Genomic DNA, 19602 nt, shown 5'->3' with positions numbered 1-19602 from the left:
TATTGAAAGAGGGCGGCTTATCGCGCTGCTACGGGGTTCCGTATGCCGCCTCCAAAAAGACAACTTGGTAAGGCGGCACACCAAGCCCTGCACATCACGGCCGCGGGCAAACCTCCAACATCCCACACCTACCAAATATCCAGTCAAAAGCAAATCAATTCTTTCAAAACAAAAATCCACAGACTTTTTCAAATTTCAATCCTCGATCAAACACAAACAAACCATATCATTCAAAGAAAAATCCATCCCTTCAGCAAAAATTATACCCTAATAAATTTTCTCTTTGTTAATTATGATTATTTTTGCTTTTCAGATTATCAAGCTATGCATACGTACCACGTAAAAGAATTATTGGACAAAGGAAAAGAGGCAATTTCACAGGAAGTAACCGTACAAGGTTGGGTTCGTTCATTTAGAAGCAATCGATTTATTGCTTTGAATGACGGTTCTACCATCAAAAACATACAAGTTGTAGTTGATTTTGAGAATTTCGATGCAGATTTATTGAAGAAAATCAACACTGCTGCTTCGCTTAAAATTCAAGGAGAAGTAATCGAAAGCCAAGGTTCAGGACAAGAAATAGAAGTCGTTGCCAAAGAAATCATCATTTTGGGTGAAGCCAATCCGGATGATGTTCAGGAAACAATTTTACAACCAAAGCAACACAGTTTAGAGAAATTGCGTGAGCAGGCACATTTGCGTTTCAGGACCAATACTTTTGCGTCTGTGATGCGTGTGCGAAATACTTTGATGTTCGGAGTTCATAAATATTTCAACGAAAAAGGATTCGTTTACGTAAATACACCAATCATTACAGGTTCTGACGCTGAAGGTGCCGGAGAAATGTTTACCGTGACCAATTTTGATTTGGATAAAACGCCAAAAAACGAAGAAGGAAAAGTAGATTACGAACAAGATTTCTTTGGAAAACATACAAACCTTACCGTTTCGGGACAATTGGAAGGTGAAGTTGCGGCGATGGGATTGGGTAAAATTTATACTTTTGGCCCTACTTTCCGTGCTGAAAATTCAAATACGACACGCCACCTGGCGGAATTCTGGATGATAGAACCTGAAATGGCTTTCTATGATTTGGACATGAACATGGATTTGGCGGAAGATTTACTCAAATATGTCATCAAATATGCAGTGGACAATTGCGCAGATGACTTGCAGTTTTTGGCAGAAAGATTTGACAAAGAACAAACACAGAAACCACAAAACGAACGTTCTGAATTGACTTTGATGGAACGTTTGGATTATATTTTAAATAACGAATTTATTCGTTTGACTTATACCGAAGCAATTGATATTTTAAAGAATTCGAACCACAACAAAAAAGGAAAATTCACTTATAAAATCGAAGATTGGGGTGCTGATTTACAGTCTGAACACGAAAGATATTTGGTTGAAAAACATTTCAAAACACCAGTGATTTTATTTGATTACCCAACCGAAATTAAATCCTTTTACATGCGATTGAACGATGACGGAAAAACCGTACGTGCGATGGACATCCTTTTCCCTGGAATCGGTGAAATAGTAGGTGGTTCACAGCGTGAAGAACGTTTGGACATTCTGGATCAAAAGATTGAAAGATTTGGAATCGACAAGGAAGAACTTTGGTGGTACCGCGATACCAGAAGATTCGGGACAGTTCCGCACAGCGGATTTGGTTTGGGATTGGAAAGATTGGTGTTGTTTGTCACCGGAATGGGCAACATCCGCGACGTGATTCCTTTCCCGAGAACGCCTAAGAACGCAGAATTCTAATTAATTTTAGTTATATTTAAAATATGTTAAAGCAGGAATTATACTTAAAACTCCAACAAAAACTTTCTCCGCAACAAATTCAGTTAATGAAATTGGTTCAATTGCCTACGATTGCATTTGAGCAGAGAATCAAACAAGAGATGGAGGAAAACCCTGCACTGGAAGAGGGAAGCGAATTTTCTGATGAAGATTTTGCCGCTGAATCTGACACTTGGGAAGATGGTGAATACGAGGGTGAAAGCAACATCGATACCAGTGACATCAACATCGATGAATACCTCAGTGATGATGAAATTCCCAACTATAAAACTTACACCAACAACTACAGCGATGACGACGAAGACCGTTCTACGCCTTATGCACAGGGAGTAAGTTTCATCGATTTTCTGGAAAGTCAATTGAGAACTTTCCGGTTGGACGAAGAAGAATTTTTAATTGCTGAATTTATCATTGGAAACATTGACGACGACGGTTACATACGCCGAGACCTACAGGCGATTGTAGATGATTTGGCATTTACACAAAACATTTATACCGACAAAGCTGAAGTAGAACAATTGTTAAAAAATTACATTCAGAAATTAGATCCAATTGGCGTCGGCGCAAGAGATTTGCAGGAATGTCTTTTGATTCAACTGGAAAATAAAACACCTCAGACAGAAACAACTGAGCTGGCAATCGATTTGATGTCAAAGTCATTTGAAGCTTTTACCAAAAAACATTATACGCGCTTGATGCAAAAGCATGATGTGACAGAATCTCAACTGAAAAGTGCGGTTTCGGAAATTGAAAAACTGAATCCAAAACCGGGAAAATCTTTCTCGGGAAATACAAAAGAAGTTGAGCATATCACGCCTGATTTTACCATAAAAATAGTTGAAGGAGATTTGGAATTGTCGCTCAACGGGAGAAACGTTCCTGAATTAAGAATTTCAAATTCTTATGCGGAAATGCTTGATACTTACAAGCATACCGAGAAAAAATCAAACGAACAGAAAGAAGCTGTTTTGTTTGTAAAACAAAAATTAGATGCTGCCAAATGGTTCATCGATGCCATCACACAGCGCAGAAATACGCTTCTGATCACCATGCAGGCAATTATGCAGTTTCAGCAGGAATATTTCTTGACGGGTGACGAAACGAAAATCAAACCGATGATTTTGAAGGACATTGCGGATTTGATTGGGATGGACATATCTACAGTTTCCCGCGTTGCCAACAGTAAATATGTAAATACGCCTTACGGTACTTTTCTTATCAAAGATTTGTTTTCTGAAAGTTTGACGAATGAAGAAGGTGAAGAAGTTTCGACACGTGAAATCAAAAGAATCTTGCAAGATGTCATCGGTGAAGAGGATAAAAAGAAACCCTTGACCGATGAAAAGTTAACTGAAATACTGAAAGAGAAAGGTTATCCGATTGCGCGTAGAACGATTGCAAAATACCGTGAACAGCTGAACATCCCTGTGGCGAGGTTAAGGAAGGAGATTTAGATTTAGGAAGTTGTGAGTTATGGTTATGAGTTTTTAATAATTAAACTTAGAATTCAAAACTTTGTAATCCCAATTCCAAGCTTTGTACTTCGCATTTAGGCTGTGTATCTTAAATTCTGAACATGGTCATGACCATACAAGAAATGATTCAAAAGTTATTTGTATAATAGGAAGGCTTTGTAAATTGTGAGTGTTAGTGGCAAGAAAGACATGACTGACTTATAAAACTTATAATAACTGAAAGCGAAAACATTGAAATATGGAAAAAACAAAAATCAACAGAGAAGACGTAGTTGAAGCGGAGAATAAACTTTTTTCGGCTCAACTTGTAAGCGATGTGGAAATTCTTGACCAACTATTGCACGATGACCTGATTGCAGTCGCACCGACAGGAGAAGTTGTAACCAAAGAAATGGACTTGAACTCACATAAAGCAAAAACCATGATTATTGAGAATGCTTCAACAGAAATTGATGACATTAAAATAACAGGCGACACCGCACTTTCAATCGTTACAATGACAGCGAAAGGAAAAATGATAGGAACACCAATAGAAGGAAAATTTCGCTATTTTAGAGTTTGGAAATGCTTTGACGACACATTGAAGGTGATTGGCGCAAGTTTTATGCAACTACCATAGAATTTGCCAGCTACTAACAAGTTTTTTTTGTGTCAGATAGGCTAACATTTAAACGTTAGATTTCCTGCGAACTTTATACCCGAACGAAAAGCCCTCAATCGTTAAATCTATTCCAACCTAAACCCAATCTCATTTTTCACTTCATTTATCACAAAAATGCTGTGTGTACTCCCAATGCTGGGAATCGCAGTCAATTTATTGACCATAAAATCGCGGTAAGCGTCCATATTTTGGAAAGTCATTTTTAAAATATAATCATAATCGCCGCTGACGTGGAAACATTCATGCACTTCGTTTAAAGAAAAAATTTTCTTTTCAAATTCAGCAATATTTTGCTGCGAATGTTTCTCTAATTTTATGTGTGAAAGCACCAATAATTCTTTCCCCAAAGCTTTTCTTTCCAAAACTGCTGCGTAATTTTTGATAATTCCGGTGCGTTCTAGTTTTTTAATCCTTTCATAAACTGCAGTTGTCGAAAGATGCAGATTGAGTGATAATTGTTTATGAGTGATTTTGGAATTGATTTGCAGTGCATTTAAAATCTCAAAATCTTTTTCATCTAAATTCATAAAAGGATAATTTTTTAAATTATTCCAAAATTAATTTAATTTATAGAAAATTTATCTAAATAATTAAAATTAATTAGAATTAAAATCTAAAATAGGCAATATTTATTGATTATTGTTTTTATAATAATTTATTTAGCCCTTGTAAAACAAATAATAATCAACATATGAAAACACACAAACCTGCTGACAGGATACAGGATTTACAATATTTCGGAGAATTCGGAGGTGTAAACCCATCCATTACAGATTCATCTACTTACACATTTCTTTCCGCTAAAACGATGTTCGATACATTTGAAGGCAACGCAGAAGGATGCTATTTGTATTCGAGACACTCCACACCGAGTAATTTGTATTTGGGACAAGCATTGGCTGCAATGGAAAATACGGAAGCCGCTAATGTAACAGCATCTGGAATGGGCGCAATTACTTCTGTCCTGCTCCAATTGTGTCAAAGCGGAGATGAAATCATTTCGAGCCGAACGATTTACGGTGGCACGTATGCTTTCATGAAAAATTTTCTACCAAAGCTGCAAATTCAAACAAAATTTGTGGACATTACGAATTTGGAAAAAGTAGAAAAAGCAATTAATGAAAACACAAAAGTGCTTTATTGCGAAACCATTAGCAATCCTCTTTTGGAAATCGCAGAAATCGAAGCCTTATCCAAAATCGCTAAAAAACACAATTTGAAATTGGTTGTGGACAACACCTTCTCCCCTTTCATGGTTACGCCTGTTAATCTAGGTGCAGACGTCGTAATACATAGTTTGACGAAATTCATCAACGGAAGTAGTGATGCGGTAGGTGGAGTGATTTGTGGCACGCAGCAATTCATCGATGATTTGCGAAATGTGAACGACGGTGCTTGTATGTTGCTCGGCCCGACGATGGACAGTTTGCGTGCAGCGAGCATTTTGAAAAATCTGAGAACCTTGCACATCCGCATGAAACAACATAGTCGAAATGCGCAATTTCTAGCCGAAGCATTTGACAAAGACGGATTGAAAGTGGTTTATCCGGGAATACAAAAACATTCTGGACACGAAACTTTGAAAAATTTATACAATCCGGAATATGGTTTTGGAGGAATGATGACGCTCGACGTAGGTTCGCTCGATAAAGCCAATGAATTGATGGAATTGATGCAAATGGAAAATCTGGGATATTTGGCGGTGAGTTTAGGTTTTTATAAAACTTTATTCAGTGCGCCTGGAACTTCTACTTCAAGTGAAATTCCATTGGAAGAACAAAAAGAAATGGGATTGTCAGACGGTTTGATTCGTTTTTCAATCGGATTGGATGATGATATCGAAAGAACTTACCAAAAAATGAAAGAATGTATGATTAAACTCAACATTCTAAAATAAAAATGTGAATCGGTTTTTAATTGATAAATTCTCTTTAATTTTGCTCGGTAAAATCTTCGGAGGAAGGATTTGTCTGATTGCAACCTCGTTAAAAATTGCTAAAACAGGAACTGTTACGCATATTCTCTCCGATTAATTTAAAATAAAATTATGCCATATTTATTTACATCAGAATCCGTTTCTGAAGGACATCCCGACAAAATAGCCGACCAAATTTCGGATGCTTTGATTGACAACTTTTTAGCTTACGATCCATCTTCAAAGGTAGCTTGCGAAACTTTGGTAACGACAGGTCAGGTTGTTTTGGCAGGTGAAGTAAAATCAGATGTTTATCTGGATGTACAGCACATTGCTAGAGAAGTTATCAATGAAATTGGTTATACAAAAGGAGAATATATGTTTAATGGAGATTCTTGCGGAGTAATTTCTGCCATCCATGAACAATCACCGGACATCAATCAAGGTGTTGACCGCGCAAAGAATGATGCAGATTTTGAAACTCGTGCAAATTCTCAAGGAGCAGGTGACCAAGGGATGATGTTTGGTTATGCTACCAACGAAACCGAAAATTATATGCCCTTGGCTTTGGATTTGGCACATTCGATTTTGAAAGAATTGGCAGCAATCCGCAGAGAAAGTGATGTCATCAAATATTTGCGTCCCGATGCAAAATCTCAGGTTACAATTGAATATTCAGACGACCACAAACCGGTAAGAATTGACAGCATTGTCGTTTCTACGCAGCATGATGAATTTGGAAGTGATGAAGCGATGCTGGCGAAAATTAGAAAAGACGTCATTGAAAATTTGATCCCAAGAGTGATGTTGAAACAAAAACCTGAAATCAGAGCTTTGTTTAACGATCAAATCAAATACCACATCAACCCAACCGGAAAATTTGTAATCGGTGGGCCACACGGAGATACAGGATTGACCGGGCGTAAAATCATCGTGGATACTTACGGCGGGAAAGGTGCTCATGGTGGTGGTGCATTCAGTGGAAAAGATCCTTCAAAAGTTGACCGTTCAGCAGCGTATGCGACGCGTCATATTGCTAAAAATTTGGTTGCTGCCGGATTGGCTGACGAAGTTTTGGTACAGGTTTCTTATGCGATTGGCGTTGCAGAACCATGTGGTTTGTACATCAACACGTATGGAACTTCTAAAGTTGAATTGAACGATGGTGAAATCGCTGAAAGAGTGAAAAACATCTTCGATCTGCGTCCGTATGCAATTGAACAAAATTTGAAATTGAGAAATCCAATTTACCAGGAAACTGCATCTTATGGTCACATGGGAAGAGAATATTTCGTTGGGAACAAAACATTCAACAAAGGGAAATTAAACGAAAAAACACTGGAAAATCTTGAATTTTTCACTTGGGAAAAATTGGATCATGTTGACAAAGTAAAGTCTGAATTCGGTTTATAATTCAATTTAAAATAAAAATTAAAAAAGCCAATCGTTCTTACACTATTGGCTTTTTTTAATATAAATTTCACGTTTCAATCCCGCAATTTTTCGGAAATTTGCAAATTAATTCAGTTCATTTTTGAGACTTCTATTTTTTACGATGCTTTTATTTTCTCTGATAATACAAGCACAAATTATTACTGACCCTGTAGATTACCGCGTTTGTGATGAAGATGGTGATGGATTTGTTACAATTCCTTTCAGCCAATTTCAGAGTTATGCTTTGGATGTTTTGGAGCAGTTCAACCACCAGCCTGAAATTTATGTTACACAAGCCTACGATGGGATTGCGAAGATTACCAGTTTATACAACAATCCACAAGTAGTAAATGTTTGTTCTAGTGATGGTGGAAGCGGATATTACGATATTGCAATCAATGACCAACAAGAAGTTTTTGTTGTTCGCGGAGCCGGAATTTTACAAAAAATAGATACGCAAACTTGTCAAATAACAAACATCGGACAAGTTCATTCTGACGGACAAACTGTGCTTGCACTTTCTTTTGATAAATTAAACAATTTATATGAAGGAGGTTGGACAAGCCAGGTTTACAGAGCCGAAGCAAATGATTTAACACAGTTTTCGTTGTGGCATAACTTCGGCAACGGACGCGCTTCGGGTGATTTTGTTCAAATTAGAGATTTTTTATATGTTGCATGGACTAACAATGGGCGTGATTATCTTTATAAAGTTACCTTAGGTACAAACAATGAATATGTAAGCCACGAAAGCCTGGGACCTATTGAACAAGGTACTTTCGGACTTGCTTCTGAATACGGTCGCTTGTATGGTAACACTACTGATTATCTATATGAAATCAATCTGGAAACGATGGAGCGAACTATTATACGTTTTCGACCTAATTCCGGAAGTGACTGGTGGGGTGCGGCCGGTTTGCATGAAGCATTGAATATGCAGATTTCGTATCATGAAGAATTAAATGAAGCACTTGATGGCTCTAACCCGTTAAGCGATCCTTACACAAATTCTACTCCATTTGCGGATATGATTTACATTAGAATTCATGAATCCACTAATAATGACACTTATATAATTCCTGTCAGCATAATTGTTGACATCAAGCCGGAGGCAAATGATACAACTTTAACTGAATGTTTGGATGAAAATTTAGGTTGGGCAACATTTTATTTAAATGAAACTTCAAATGCAATCAATCCGACAGCTGCCAATTTCACATACTATGCTTCGATTGAAGATTTAAACAATAATATAAATCCATTACCAATAATTTATGAAATTCCTGCAAACAAAACCATTTATGCAAAAGTAAAGGACAATTCTGCAAGTGCTTGTTACAATGTTGCGGAAATTGAATTGATTGTTCCTTCTGCTGAAAATGTGAATTACGAACCAAATGTGGTTTTCTGTTTGGGAACGAGTGAAGTTTTAAGCGTTCCAAATGAGTTTGTCAGTTATCAATGGAATGGGCTGATCGACGATGATTTAGACCAAAATTTAAATTCAAATGAAGTCATCATCACACATCCCGGAAACTATTTCTTGACCGTTACAGATATTAACAATTGTACCTTTAATGTACCGTTTACAGCAATTTTGGATGGAATGCCGGAAGTTACAGATGTCATTATCAATGGAAATTCCATTACAGTAGAAGTTTCTCCTTCGGGACAATATGAATATTCACTCAATGGCATATTTTGGCAGAGTTCAAATACTTTCCATAATGTAGAAATTGCCGATTACGAAATTTATGTAAGAGATTTTACAGGATGTAGAAATGATGGATATGAATTTATTTTCTTCAATGTTCCGAATTTCATATCTCCCAACGGCGATGGCTACAACGATGTATGGACGATTCGGGGGATTACGCAATATCCTGATGCGCATGTTCAGATTTTTGACCGTTATGGTAAATTATTTATTGACCGAAAAGCAGGAAATAATGATACGGTTTGGGATGGAAAATATCTAGGAAGAGAAATTCCGTCAGGTACTTATTGGTACATCATAAAACTAAAAGATGAGAAAAGAGTCTCGGGCTCAATTTTGGTAAAAAACTAATTCGGAATAAATTTTGTTAAATTTGAAGTTCATTAAAAATTTCAAAATGAAACAAAAATACCTGACCATCGGCTTCATTTCGCTTTTATCATTTTCAAGCTGTACAGAACTACAGCAAATCGCAACGCAAATCCCTACACAAACGGGTGGGATCGCAGGGGTTTCCAGCACAAGAATCGCGGAAGGGCTCAAGCAAGCATTAAATTTCGGCATTCAGGAAGGAATCACAAGTCTGGGTAAAAAAGACGGATTTTTCGGGAACAGCTTGACCAAAATTTTATTGCCGCAGGAATTACAAAAAGTAGATAATACTTTAAGAAATATCGGTTTGGGAAGTTTGGCGGATGAAGGTTTAAAATTGTTGAACCGCGCGGCTGAAGATGCAGTTGTAGAAGCAACTCCGATTTTTACCAACGCGATTACTTCCATGACTTTCAACGATGCCAAAGGAATCCTTTTGGGAAATGACAATGCAGCTACAAATTATCTTCAAAGAACTACACAAACCCAATTGTTCAGCGCATTTAAACCTAAAATTGATAACTCATTAGGGAAAGTTGGCGCAGATAAAATATGGGAGCAAATTATCGGAAAATACAATACTTTTACAGGACAAAGCGTCAATACAGATTTGAATTCTTATGTAACCGAACAAGCCATCAACGGTGTTTTCAAAATGGTAGCACAAAAGGAAGAAGGCATTCGGAACAACATCGGATTACGTACTACTCCACTCTTACAGGAAATTTTTGCTTTACAGGATTAATTATAATTTATTAAATGAAAAAAATATTCGTTTTACTCTTTGCATCATTATTTTTATACAATTGTACAACTTCGAAATTATTTACAAAAGGAGAAATAAACCTTCCCAATTCAGTTGAAAAAATACCTTTAAATTATACCAATAAACTTCCTGTAGTGGTTGTAAGTATCAATGGAAAAGATTATAATTTTTTGATTGATACAGGTGCTCCAACTGTTATTTCCAATAAAATTTACAACGAACTCAATCTAAAACCGGCAACAAAAAATAAAATATCGGATTCTCAAAATGAAAAAGAAACACAAATTTTCACGATTTTGCCCGAAATGAAAGTTGGAAACATCACATTTACGAACATCGGAAGTGTAGTGATTGATTTTCAGGCACCGGAATTTAAATGTTTGGAACTGGAAGGAATTTTAGGTGCGAATCAAATGGCAAAAGCTTTATGGAAATTCAATTACGATGAAGAAACCGCAGAAATCACAACAGATATTTCCAATTTTGATATGAACGGGTTCGACCATGTTTTTCAATTTACTTATCAACAGCAGAAAACTCCTAAAGTGGAAGGAATTTTATTTGATGATAAATTCAATTTTACTTTTGACACCGGTTATAATGGTAGATTTAAATTGAATAAAATCCCGTCCGAAATTAAAGAAAATGGACATATGAATAAAATTGAAACATCCGGAGCAAGTTCATTTGGGATTTATGGAAAAGCCGAAAGTTCGACAGAATATATTTTCAAAACGGATGAATTTAAAATCGCTGACAATGTATTTAAAAATGAAATAATTAGTACCGGATTATCAAGTTTAATCGGAAATGAATTTCTACAAGATTTCATATTTGTAATTGATTGGAATCAAAGTAAAATCTATCTGAAAAAAATAAAAAATATCGAACCAGAACTTGAAACTTATGGTTTCGGCTATAGATTTATGGAAAAAAAAGCAGTGGTTACTTTGGTTTACAATACCGATGGTTTCCCACTTCAATTGGGTGATATTATTTTAAGTTTAAATGATAAAAATCTTGAGAATCTAAGTGATGATGAAGCGTGTGAAATCAAAGCAAATTCTCCCAAAAACGAAAAGGAAAATCTGAAATTAAAAATAAAAAGAAATGATGAAGTTTTAAATCTTGAAATAAATAAGACCTCATATTTTTCTGATGATAGAACCACTGTGGCGCTTTAAAATTAATTCTTTAATATTTCAAATTGAATTATCTTTGACCCAATGGGAATTGTACTGAAAGGAGAAAATCTGATAAAAGATTACGGTAAAAAACACGTAGTGAAAAATGTTTCATTTCAGGTGGAACAAGGAGAAATCATCGGTTTGCTCGGCCCAAACGGTGCCGGAAAAACCACTTCGTTCTACATGATTGTCGGTTTAGTAAAAGCAACCAGTGGAAAGGTTTCACTCGATAAACTGGATATTACCAACGATGCGATGTACAAACGTGCACAGAAAGGAATCGGTTATTTGGCGCAGGAAGCATCGGTTTTCAGAAAACTTTCGGTAGAAGACAACATCAAATCCGTTCTACAATTTACAAAACTTTCCAAAACGCAGCAACAAAGAAAAACTGACGAATTAATCGAAGAATTCAGTTTGGAACACGTACGGAAAAATCGCGGAGATTTGCTTTCCGGGGGTGAAAGACGCCGTACCGAAATCGCGCGCTGCCTCGCTACCGAACCGAAATTTATCTTATTGGACGAACCTTTTGCAGGGGTAGATCCAATTGCGGTGGAAGACATTCAGAAAATTGTCCGTTCACTGAAAGACAAAAACATCGGAATACTCATTACCGATCACAACGTTTCTCAAACTTTGGCGATTACTGACAAAACCTACATCATGTTCGAAGGAAAAATTCTAAAAGAAGGAACCCCGGAAGAACTCGCCAATGACAAAGATGTAAGACGTGTTTATCTCGGAGAGAATTTCAGGTTTGAGCAGTTTTAAAATTCGCAATTCACAAATTCAAACTTACAGTTAGAGAAAAATCATTTTCAAAAAAGTATTTTCATTAAGAATTTTACAATTATTAAATGAAAATATTATGAAATCAAAAGCATATTTAAAATTATCAATTATTTGTTTATTGTTTCTATTTCTATCATGCAATAATGATGACAGTGATAATAATTCAAACGATTCAGAATTTCCTAAGATTGAATTAGTTGTTACCAATCCTTACATCATACAACCCGGTTCGACTAAAATTATAGCCAATGTTTCAGACGATACAGGAATTTCAAAAGTTGAATTTTATGATGAATTGGAAAATCTGCGGTTTACGGATTTGGAACAACCTTATGAATTTGAATTAAATTATGGTGCAAACGCTTATGGTAATGAAAGATATCACGCTATAGTACATGATTTATCAGATAAAACATCAACATCAGAACAAAAAGAAATTCGGGTAAATGTAGAAAGAGAAGTTCCCGTTTTGGAAATTACACTTGAAAAAACTTATTATACACCAACAGATGGCATTGTTCCAAAAGCAAAATTGATTGGAGCGCCAGGTAAAAGTGGCACTATTTATTTCACAAGACATTACGGATTAAATTGTCCTGGAGCATTTAATTATATTAATTTTCATCATTTCACAGATGGAAATGTTGACGGATTAAGCTATCAGTTTAACAATGGTGAAACAGGAAGTTTCAGCATGTCAGCAAGAGTTCAGATATCAGGAATACCTGAAATAATTAGTAATTGTGTAGATCATTATGTAAACTAACCCAGCCTCATCCCATATTTTTCACGATAGCTTTTCGGAGTTAGTCCTGTAAAGGTTTTAAACAATTGACGGAAATTTTTCATATCGTTGTATCCGGAGCAAACCATCACATCCAAAATATCTTTATTGGTGGTTTCCAATAAATTCTTTGCAGCTTCGATTTTAGTTTTTTGCAAATAGCGAATCGGCGTGATTCCAGTTGCCTGCTTAAATCTTCTAATGATATTTCGACGGCTCGACGGCACTTCCTCCATCGCTTCTTCCACATTTCTGATTTCAGAATAACGCTCATTAATCATCAATTGAATTTTTCTTACCAAATCATCACCTTCAGCTAAACTTGGTTTAAACTGATCAAAATACAATTGATTATCCCTGTCCATATCAATCGCAAATGCTTTCGCTATCTGAAGTGCCAATTCTCTCCCGAAAAATTTCTGAACGATAAAAAGTTTCAAATGAAAACTGCTCGTAGCACCGCCGCTCGTATAAATATTTGAATCACTCGTGATGACTGCATGCGGCTGCAAATCCACCAACGGAAAAGCATAATAAAAACCTTCTGCCGCATCCACATGCGTTGTAGCAGCTTTACCATTCAGCAATCCGCTTGCCGCCAGCAAAAAAGAACCGGTGCACAAACTCGCTAGTTCACACCCTTTTTCATATTGCTGCCTTAGAAAACCTATGAATTCCTGATTCATTGCGATATTATTGGGCATTTCCCGATTGGCAAAAGCCGGAACTACAATCATATCCAGTTTCGGAATTGATTCATTTATTTGGTAATAATTGATATGATTTAAATTTTCCCCGAAAGGAGAATTGGGTGAAAGTCCTAAAAAAGACAATTCCAAACCTGCCTCTTTCCCTGACTCCACCAACATCCTATTAACCATTTCAAACAAATCCAAAGCCGCTACAAGACTCAATAAACGGTGATTTTTGGTAACCAAAAGTGCTAATTGCATATTCAAAATATTTATTCAAACTTATAAAATTTGTCACAAATCACCCCATCATTTAGCAAAATGAGCCACTTTTCTTTTTGGATTTAAGTTTAATTTTGAATTAATTAAAAACATGACATTTATTAGGTATTGAAATTTTATCTAACTTTATTTAAACAAATAAAAAAAATATGAAAATTTTAAAAGGAATCTTAATCTTTATTGTGGCGTTGGTCGCAATCGTACTAATTGGAGCAGCATTTGCGCCAAAAGAATTTAGCGGAAAGAGTGAAATCGTCATCAACAAACCTCAGCAGGAAGTTTACAACCACATAAAATTTCTGAAAAACCAGGAAAAATACGGAACATGGCACCAAATGGATCCGGAAATGAAAACTTCTTACGAAGGCACCGACGGAACAGTTGGATTTACTTACAAATGGAGCAGCGAAAATTGGATGGTCGGAAAAGGAAAACAAGTCATCACAGACCTAGACGGCTCCAACATGAAATCTGACTTGTTCTTTGATGAAACTATGGGACCCGCAAAATCCGTAATGTCAACTGAAGCGCAAGGAGCTGATAAAACTTTGATCAAATGGGAAGTTAAAGGAACTTCTCCTTATCCGTGGAATTTCATGAATTTGTTCTTTAATATGGACAAGGATTTCGAAGAAGGCTTACAAAATCTCAAAAATCAATTAGAGGAATAATTATGTTGGATGTTTAAAGTATTTCTAAATTCTATAATAAAAAAATAAAAAACTATGAATCAAAACATCATCTGCTGGTTTGAAATTTATGCAAAAGACATCGAACGCGCCAAGAAATTTTACAACGCTGTATTGGGAATTAATTTCACAGACGCACCAATGCCGCCAGGCGAAGCTCCCGGAAATATGAAAATGTCATTTTTCTCCTCACCGGAAAACCAAGGTGTGAGCGGTGCGCTCATCGAAATGCCCGGAACCAAAGAAGGCGACGGCGCTTGCGTCAATACGATGGTTTATTTCCCATGTGAAGACTGTGCCGTAGAAGCTGCGAAAGTAGAAGCTGCCGGCGGGCAAGTTCAGCATGCAAAAATGGATATTGGAGAATTTGGTTTCTGTTCCATTTGTGTAGACAGCGAAGGAAATCCGTTCGGGTTGTTTTCCATGCAATAGTTTAAAATAAGGGAGAATTGAATTCAGTTCTCCCTTATTTTTTAAAAAATTTAATTTAAAAAAAATGGCAAAAAATAAAACCGAAACAACCGATGCCGACGTTTATGAATTCATCGAAACATTTAGTAATTCCGAACAGAAAAAGAAAGACAGTTATGAGCTAATCGAACTCATGCGAAATGTATCGGGTTTTGAACCCAAAATGTACGGTCCAAGCATCGTAGGATTTGGAAATTACCATTACAGATACGACAGCGGCCACGAAGGCGATGCTCCATTATTGGGATTTTCACCGCGCAAAGCTGCCATTTCACTGTACACTTTTACAGGATTGGAAGAGCATGAACATTTGCTGCAAGATTTAGGGAAATTCAAAATGGGAAAAGCTTGTATTTATGTCAATAAATTGTCTGATATCGATTTAAATGTTCTGGATAAAATGATGAAAGAAACAATAAAATTTTTAGAAGAAAAATATGGCACGATTTAAATTTGAAATGAAGTGGGCATTGATTTTCATCATCATGTCCCTGCTGTGGATGGTTTTAGAAAAGCTGTCCGGTTTACATGGCAAATACATTGATTATCATTTGTATCTTACCAATTTGTATGCGATTCCTGCTATTGCTGTATTTGTTTTCGCACTCAAAGACATCAGGAAAAATTATTACAATGGTCAAATGAATTTCAAACAAGGATTCGTTTCCGGAATGATCATCACAGTTATTGTTACCATTTTTGCTCCTTTAACGCAATGGATTATTTCTTACATCATCTCGCCTGAATATTTCCCTAATGTAATCAAACGTTCGGTAGAATTGGGTTATTACAAAACTACCACAGAAGCCACCGCAAATTTTAATTATAAAAATTATGCCGTTCAAAGCACTATCGCTTCTTTTATGATGGGAATCATCACCACTTTGGTAGTTGCCTATTTTGTACGAACGAAAACTGTAAAAAATTAAATTATGAAAATTATAAAATTAATACTCTGTACACTCTTCGGATTGATGTTCATCAACGCCGGATTGGATAAATTCTTACATTATATGCCCATACCCCCGATAGAACCTGAAATGCAAAAAGTAAACGAAGCTTTTGGAACTATTGTCTGGTTGATGCCCTTAATTGGGTTTATAGAATTAATTGGTGGATTGTTATTCATCATTCCCAAAACAAGAGCATTGGGAGCAATCGTAATATTACCTGTTATGGTTGGAATTATTATCCACAACGCAGTATATATGCCTGAAGGTCTGGCAATCGCAGGGGTATTGCTTTTGATCAATATTTGGATGATCATTGATAACCGTGAAAAATATAAAAAACTTATTTGTAGTTAATTATCAAACAAATTATTATGAAATTAAATCCTTATTTAAACTTTGATGGAAATGCTGAAGAAGCTTTCAAGTTTTATCAGTCCGTTTTTGGCGGAGAATTATTTGTTCAGAAAATGGACAGCGTTCCCAGAATGGAAATTCCCGAAAATGAAAAAGACAGAGCGATGCACGTTTCGCTTCCAATCGGAAAAGACCAGCATCTGATGGCTTCAGATTGCTTGCCTTCCGCAGGTCATGTTTTAAACGTCGGAAACAACAATTACATTTCCGTTTCGCCTGACAGTCGTGAGGAAGCTGACAAAATTTTCAACGGACTTTCAGCTGGAGGCAAAATTGAAATGCCGATGGAAGATATGTTTTGGGGGGATTATTTCGGTTCATTTACCGATAAATTTGGCGTTTGCTGGATGATCAATTGTGCAAATCCTCAACAAGACTAAAAATTAAAAGGAGATAGATGAATTTTTATCTCCTTTTTTAATTAAATCAAATATAAAATCATGGGAAAAATCACATCCAAAGCAGCGATAACCATTTATAAACCAATTGACGAAGTTTTCGAAGCCATCATTAATCCTGAAATCATGTCACAATATTTTATTTCAAAAGGTTCTGGAAGATTGGAGCAAGGAAAAGAAGTCATGTGGGAATTTCCTGAATTTGATGGAAGTTATCCGGTTCAGATAAAAGAAATTATTCCAAATCAACTGATCATTTTGGATTGGGACCCGAATTCCATTGTAAAAATTGAATTGGAAGAAGACAGGAATAAAAACACGACAGTGCGCGTCAGCGAAGAAGGTTATCAGGCAGATGAAAAAGTCATCAAATGGGCAATCGGACAAACCGAAGGTTGGGGCAATTTTCTTTCTTGTATGAAAGCTTGGTTGGAATATGGAATTCATTTGAGAAAAGGCGCGTTTGATTATATGCTTAAATAAAATGGAAATCGCAAAACAAATAGCCCAACAATTCAGAGATGTCCATTTCGGAGGAAACTGGACTTGGGTCAATTTCAAAGAAACTTTGGATGGAATTAATTTGGAACAGGCAACAGCAAAAGTTCACGATTTCAATACCATTGCGGCTTTGGTTTACCATATAGATTATTACACAGTCGGAGTAGCTGAATTTTTAAAAGGAAAGCCATTGACCACAAAAGATAAATTAAGTTGGGAAATGCCGGAGTTCAATTCTGAAGAAGAATGGCAAAATTTCTTAACTGAATTTTGGATTCATGCTGAGAATTTAGCCCACACAATTGAAACATTTCCGCAAGAAAAATTGGATGAAATTTTCTTCGAAGACCAATACGGCAATTATTATCGAAACCTCCATGGAATTATTGAACATTCCCATTATCATTTAGGGCAAATTGTTTTGATAAAAAAGATTTTGAACCAAAATTAAAATTGTCACAAATTCACCCACAAAATGGCATAAATTGACATCTGCAATTTTCTAACTAAATTATAATTTTACATTATAGTATAAATTAAACCTGAAATAATAAAATTATGGAAAATCAAAAAATCACTGTAGCCGCTGACGTTCAGGCTCCCATCGAAAAAGTTTGGAATGCCTATACGCAACCTCAACACATCACTAAATGGAACCAGGCTTCGGAAGATTGGTGTTGTCCGCATGCTGAAAATGATGTAAAAGTCGGCGGAAAATACAATGCAAGAATGGAAGCCAAAGACGGAAGTTTTGGATTTGATTTTGAAGCAATTTATGACGAAATCGTTGATAGAAAGAAATTATCTTACAATATGCTCGATGGTAGAAATGCTACTATTGAATTTATTTCGGACGGAAATCAGACAAAAGTAACCACGACATTTGATCCTGAAAATCAAAATCCAATCGAAATGCAGCAAGATGGCTGGCAAGCGATTATGAATAGTTTTAAAAATTATGTTGAGCGCATTTCTTAAAGTTGAATCGGTGACCAACAAAAATACAGTAGAATGCTACATGAATGCATTCAATGAGTTAGACCATGAAAAAATTCTTTCCTGTCTGACCGAAGATGTAATTTGGGAAATCCATGGGCATAGAAAATTACAAGGGAAAACGGAATTTGATGCGGAAATTGAAAATGAAGGTTTCGAAGGCAAACCTGAAATTACTTTGAACCGAATGACGGAAGAAAATAACGTCGTGATAGCTGAAGGCACAGTGCTTGCAAAACCTAAAAATCAAAATCCCATTCTTCTCGCATTTTGTGATGTATTCGAATTTGAAAACGGGAAAATCAAAAAATTAATCTCGCATTTAAATCCAATTAATTCAAAATAAATAACAGAATCTGCATTCAGATTTCATCAAAATATTAAAATTATGACAAAACAAATTTTCATCAATTTAGCAGTAAAAGACATTCAAAAATCAATGGATTTCTATACTTCGATAGGTTTCGAAAACAACCCTCAATTTTCAGACGATACTGGAAAATGTATGGTTTGGAGCGACAGCATTTTTGTAATGCTGTTAAGTCATGAGAAATTTTCAACTTTTACAAACAAACCCATTGCAGATACAAAATCTAACATAGCCGGACTTTTTGCATTGTCCGTAGAGAGTGTGGAAGAAATGAATAAAATCATGGAATCTGGGCTTCAGGCAGGTGGAACGGAACCTACCGAACTGCGTGATTATGGTTTTATGCAGCAACGAACATTGGAAGATTTTGACGGACATACCTGGGAGGTTTTCTTCATGGATATGTCTAAAATTCCAAGTGAAGAATAATTAAAAATTAATCATTTAAAATTCAATCAAATGAAAAAATCAAATTATAAAATCGACATCAATGCACCGGTTTCAAAAGTTTATGAAACCATTATTGGCAAAGAAACTTACAAACAGTGGACAGCAGAATTCAATCCGACTTCAGATTTTGAAGGCAGCTGGAACAAGGGCGATAAAATCTATTTCACCGGAGAGCATGAAGGGAAAAAAGGAGGCATGATAGCTGAGATCGCAGAAAACATTCCTAATAAATTCATTTCCATCCGTCACATCGGAATGCTCGAAGGCGATAATGAAATCACAAGCGGCCCACAGGTTGAAGGCTGGGCGGGTGCATTGGAAAATTATTCTTTTGATGAAAATAACGGAATAACGACTGTTTCTGTGGAAGTCGACACCAATGAAGAATACCTAGATTATTTTGATACAACTTGGCCAAAAGCTTTGCAGAAGTTGAAAGAAATTTCTGAATAATTTCGAAATCAATTA

24 protein-coding genes are annotated in these 19602 nt (G+C 36.0%); 22 read left to right on the top strand and 2 right to left on the bottom strand.

Going from position 1 to position 19602, the window contains the following annotated elements; genetic code table 11:
* Nucleotides 1–324 precede the first annotated feature (324 nt).
* The 3 genes from asnS to B8977_RS07480 all read left to right on the top strand — a co-directional run bounded on the left by asnS (nt 325) and on the right by B8977_RS07480 (nt 3906).
* Entirely contained in the window at nt 325–1773 is a 1449-nt protein-coding gene (gene asnS / locus B8977_RS07490) for an asparagine--tRNA ligase (protein WP_084017201.1), read from the top strand.
* Between the two features lie 23 nt (nt 1774–1796).
* Nucleotides 1797–3266 carry an RNA polymerase factor sigma-54 gene (gene rpoN / locus B8977_RS07485; RefSeq protein ID WP_084017077.1) on the top strand — a complete coding sequence of 490 codons (1470 nt, stop codon included), beginning with the start codon at nt 1797–1799 and terminating at the stop codon, nt 3264–3266.
* A 259-nt stretch (nt 3267–3525) separates the two neighbouring features.
* Entirely contained in the window at nt 3526–3906 is a 381-nt protein-coding gene (locus tag B8977_RS07480) for a nuclear transport factor 2 family protein (RefSeq protein WP_084017076.1), read from the top strand.
* Between the two features lie 107 nt (nt 3907–4013).
* On the opposite strand, the gene B8977_RS07475 is transcribed toward B8977_RS07480, so the two are convergent.
* On the bottom strand, nt 4014–4475 hold the full coding sequence (locus B8977_RS07475; protein WP_084017075.1) for an Lrp/AsnC family transcriptional regulator: 462 nt from the start codon (nt 4473–4475) through the stop codon (nt 4014–4016).
* A gap of 164 nt (nt 4476–4639) precedes the next feature.
* On the opposite strand from B8977_RS07475, the gene B8977_RS07470 reads away from it, so the two are divergent.
* The 7 genes from B8977_RS07470 (at nt 4640) to B8977_RS07440 (ending at nt 12900) form a co-directional block, all read left to right on the top strand.
* On the top strand, nt 4640–5845 hold the full coding sequence (locus B8977_RS07470; RefSeq protein ID WP_084017074.1) for an aminotransferase class I/II-fold pyridoxal phosphate-dependent enzyme: 1206 nt from the start codon (nt 4640–4642) through the stop codon (nt 5843–5845).
* Between the two features lie 150 nt (nt 5846–5995).
* Entirely contained in the window at nt 5996–7276 is a 1281-nt protein-coding gene (gene metK, locus B8977_RS07465; RefSeq protein WP_084017073.1) for a methionine adenosyltransferase, read from the top strand.
* A 121-nt stretch (nt 7277–7397) separates the two neighbouring features.
* On the top strand, nt 7398–9365 hold the full coding sequence (locus B8977_RS07460) for a T9SS type B sorting domain-containing protein (protein WP_143736380.1): 1968 nt from the start codon (nt 7398–7400) through the stop codon (nt 9363–9365).
* Nucleotides 9366–9411: 46 nt separating this feature from the next.
* Nucleotides 9412–10131 carry a DUF4197 domain-containing protein gene (locus B8977_RS07455; RefSeq protein WP_084017071.1) on the top strand — a complete coding sequence of 240 codons (720 nt, stop codon included), beginning with the start codon at nt 9412–9414 and terminating at the stop codon, nt 10129–10131.
* 14 nt (nt 10132–10145) lie between these two features.
* The gene (locus tag B8977_RS07450; protein WP_084017070.1) at nt 10146–11336 is read left to right on the top strand and encodes an aspartyl protease family protein; all 1191 of its coding nucleotides are present in this window, start codon (nt 10146–10148) and stop codon (nt 11334–11336) included.
* Nucleotides 11337–11384: 48 nt separating this feature from the next.
* Nucleotides 11385–12113 carry an LPS export ABC transporter ATP-binding protein gene (gene lptB, locus B8977_RS07445; protein WP_084017200.1) on the top strand — a complete coding sequence of 243 codons (729 nt, stop codon included), beginning with the start codon at nt 11385–11387 and terminating at the stop codon, nt 12111–12113.
* Nucleotides 12114–12210: 97 nt separating this feature from the next.
* Nucleotides 12211–12900 carry an Ig-like domain-containing protein gene (locus B8977_RS07440; RefSeq protein WP_084017069.1) on the top strand — a complete coding sequence of 230 codons (690 nt, stop codon included), beginning with the start codon at nt 12211–12213 and terminating at the stop codon, nt 12898–12900.
* Here B8977_RS07440 and B8977_RS07435 read toward each other — a convergent pair.
* Nucleotides 12897–13871: a GlxA family transcriptional regulator gene (locus B8977_RS07435; RefSeq protein ID WP_084017068.1), complete on the bottom strand. Its 975-nt coding sequence runs from the start codon at nt 13869–13871 to the stop codon at nt 12897–12899. The two genes, B8977_RS07440 and B8977_RS07435, sit on opposite strands and share 4 nt — an antisense overlap.
* A 170-nt stretch (nt 13872–14041) precedes the next feature.
* Between B8977_RS07435 and B8977_RS07430 the strand changes: the two genes are divergently transcribed.
* The 12 genes from B8977_RS07430 to B8977_RS07375 all read left to right on the top strand — a co-directional run bounded on the left by B8977_RS07430 (nt 14042) and on the right by B8977_RS07375 (nt 19587).
* Nucleotides 14042–14563, top strand: a complete 522-nt coding sequence (locus B8977_RS07430; RefSeq protein WP_084017067.1) for an SRPBCC family protein — start codon at nt 14042–14044, stop codon at nt 14561–14563.
* A 54-nt stretch (nt 14564–14617) separates the two neighbouring features.
* Nucleotides 14618–15013: a VOC family protein gene (locus tag B8977_RS07425; protein ID WP_084017066.1), complete on the top strand. Its 396-nt coding sequence runs from the start codon at nt 14618–14620 to the stop codon at nt 15011–15013.
* Nucleotides 15014–15077: 64 nt separating this feature from the next.
* Complete coding sequence (locus B8977_RS07420; RefSeq protein ID WP_084017065.1) at nt 15078–15503, top strand: DUF1801 domain-containing protein; 426 nt, start codon at nt 15078–15080, stop codon at nt 15501–15503.
* Nucleotides 15490–15981, top strand: coding sequence for a DUF4199 domain-containing protein (locus B8977_RS07415; protein ID WP_084017064.1), 492 nt, complete (start codon nt 15490–15492; stop codon nt 15979–15981). The genes B8977_RS07420 and B8977_RS07415 overlap by 14 nt, the downstream gene beginning before the upstream one ends.
* Before the next feature lie 3 nt (nt 15982–15984).
* A complete protein-coding gene (locus B8977_RS07410; RefSeq protein ID WP_084017063.1) occupies nt 15985–16359 on the top strand; it encodes a DoxX family protein in 375 nt (124 codons plus the stop codon).
* A 17-nt stretch (nt 16360–16376) separates the two neighbouring features.
* Nucleotides 16377–16799, top strand: a complete 423-nt coding sequence (locus tag B8977_RS07405) for a VOC family protein (protein ID WP_084017062.1) — start codon at nt 16377–16379, stop codon at nt 16797–16799.
* Between the two features lie 60 nt (nt 16800–16859).
* Nucleotides 16860–17300 carry an SRPBCC domain-containing protein gene (locus tag B8977_RS07400; protein WP_084017061.1) on the top strand — a complete coding sequence of 147 codons (441 nt, stop codon included), beginning with the start codon at nt 16860–16862 and terminating at the stop codon, nt 17298–17300.
* 1 nt (nt 17301) lies between these two features.
* Complete coding sequence (locus B8977_RS07395) at nt 17302–17769, top strand: DinB family protein (protein WP_084017060.1); 468 nt, start codon at nt 17302–17304, stop codon at nt 17767–17769.
* Between the two features lie 107 nt (nt 17770–17876).
* On the top strand, nt 17877–18296 hold the full coding sequence (locus B8977_RS07390) for an SRPBCC family protein (protein ID WP_084017059.1): 420 nt from the start codon (nt 17877–17879) through the stop codon (nt 18294–18296).
* The gene (locus B8977_RS07385) at nt 18277–18660 is read left to right on the top strand and encodes a nuclear transport factor 2 family protein (protein ID WP_084017058.1); all 384 of its coding nucleotides are present in this window, start codon (nt 18277–18279) and stop codon (nt 18658–18660) included. The genes B8977_RS07390 and B8977_RS07385 overlap by 20 nt, the downstream gene beginning before the upstream one ends.
* A 42-nt stretch (nt 18661–18702) precedes the next feature.
* Nucleotides 18703–19113, top strand: coding sequence for a VOC family protein (locus B8977_RS07380; RefSeq protein ID WP_084017057.1), 411 nt, complete (start codon nt 18703–18705; stop codon nt 19111–19113).
* A 30-nt stretch (nt 19114–19143) separates the two neighbouring features.
* On the top strand, nt 19144–19587 hold the full coding sequence (locus B8977_RS07375) for an SRPBCC family protein (protein ID WP_084017056.1): 444 nt from the start codon (nt 19144–19146) through the stop codon (nt 19585–19587).
* The last annotated feature ends 15 nt before the right edge of the window (nt 19588–19602 follow it).

This window comes from Moheibacter sediminis, from assembly GCF_900176425.1.
GTDB classification, from domain to species: Bacteria; Bacteroidota; Bacteroidia; order Flavobacteriales; family Weeksellaceae; genus Moheibacter; species Moheibacter sediminis.
This window is presented reverse-complemented; position numbering and strand designations above follow the sequence as displayed.

Bases quoted from the DNA above. Each gene is read 5' to 3' on its own strand.
- B8977_RS07405 (WP_084017062.1), top strand. From the start codon at position 16,377: ATGAAATTAAATCCTTATTTAAACTTTGATGGAAATGCTGAAGAAGCT.
- B8977_RS07430 (WP_084017067.1), top strand. From the start codon at position 14,042: ATGAAAATTTTAAAAGGAATCTTAATCTTTATTGTGGCGTTGGTCGCA.
- B8977_RS07450 (WP_084017070.1), top strand. From the start codon at position 10,146: ATGAAAAAAATATTCGTTTTACTCTTTGCATCATTATTTTTATACAAT.
- B8977_RS07400 (WP_084017061.1), top strand. From the start codon at position 16,860: ATGGGAAAAATCACATCCAAAGCAGCGATAACCATTTATAAACCAATT.
- B8977_RS07470 (WP_084017074.1), top strand. From the start codon at position 4,640: ATGAAAACACACAAACCTGCTGACAGGATACAGGATTTACAATATTTC.
- B8977_RS07410 (WP_084017063.1), top strand. From the start codon at position 15,985: ATGAAAATTATAAAATTAATACTCTGTACACTCTTCGGATTGATGTTC.
- B8977_RS07385 (WP_084017058.1), top strand. From the start codon at position 18,277: ATGTTGAGCGCATTTCTTAAAGTTGAATCGGTGACCAACAAAAATACA.
- B8977_RS07455 (WP_084017071.1), top strand. From the start codon at position 9,412: ATGAAACAAAAATACCTGACCATCGGCTTCATTTCGCTTTTATCATTT.
- B8977_RS07390 (WP_084017059.1), top strand. From the start codon at position 17,877: ATGGAAAATCAAAAAATCACTGTAGCCGCTGACGTTCAGGCTCCCATC.
- B8977_RS07415 (WP_084017064.1), top strand. From the start codon at position 15,490: ATGGCACGATTTAAATTTGAAATGAAGTGGGCATTGATTTTCATCATC.
- rpoN (WP_084017077.1), top strand. From the start codon at position 1,797: ATGTTAAAGCAGGAATTATACTTAAAACTCCAACAAAAACTTTCTCCG.
- B8977_RS07475 (WP_084017075.1), bottom strand. From the start codon at position 4,475: ATGAATTTAGATGAAAAAGATTTTGAGATTTTAAATGCACTGCAAATC.
- B8977_RS07440 (WP_084017069.1), top strand. From the start codon at position 12,211: ATGAAATCAAAAGCATATTTAAAATTATCAATTATTTGTTTATTGTTT.
- B8977_RS07435 (WP_084017068.1), bottom strand. From the start codon at position 13,871: ATGCAATTAGCACTTTTGGTTACCAAAAATCACCGTTTATTGAGTCTT.
- B8977_RS07425 (WP_084017066.1), top strand. From the start codon at position 14,618: ATGAATCAAAACATCATCTGCTGGTTTGAAATTTATGCAAAAGACATC.
- B8977_RS07420 (WP_084017065.1), top strand. From the start codon at position 15,078: ATGGCAAAAAATAAAACCGAAACAACCGATGCCGACGTTTATGAATTC.
- B8977_RS07480 (WP_084017076.1), top strand. From the start codon at position 3,526: ATGGAAAAAACAAAAATCAACAGAGAAGACGTAGTTGAAGCGGAGAAT.
- B8977_RS07375 (WP_084017056.1), top strand. From the start codon at position 19,144: ATGAAAAAATCAAATTATAAAATCGACATCAATGCACCGGTTTCAAAA.
- asnS (WP_084017201.1), top strand. From the start codon at position 325: ATGCATACGTACCACGTAAAAGAATTATTGGACAAAGGAAAAGAGGCA.
- B8977_RS07395 (WP_084017060.1), top strand. From the start codon at position 17,302: ATGGAAATCGCAAAACAAATAGCCCAACAATTCAGAGATGTCCATTTC.
- metK (WP_084017073.1), top strand. From the start codon at position 5,996: ATGCCATATTTATTTACATCAGAATCCGTTTCTGAAGGACATCCCGAC.
- B8977_RS07380 (WP_084017057.1), top strand. From the start codon at position 18,703: ATGACAAAACAAATTTTCATCAATTTAGCAGTAAAAGACATTCAAAAA.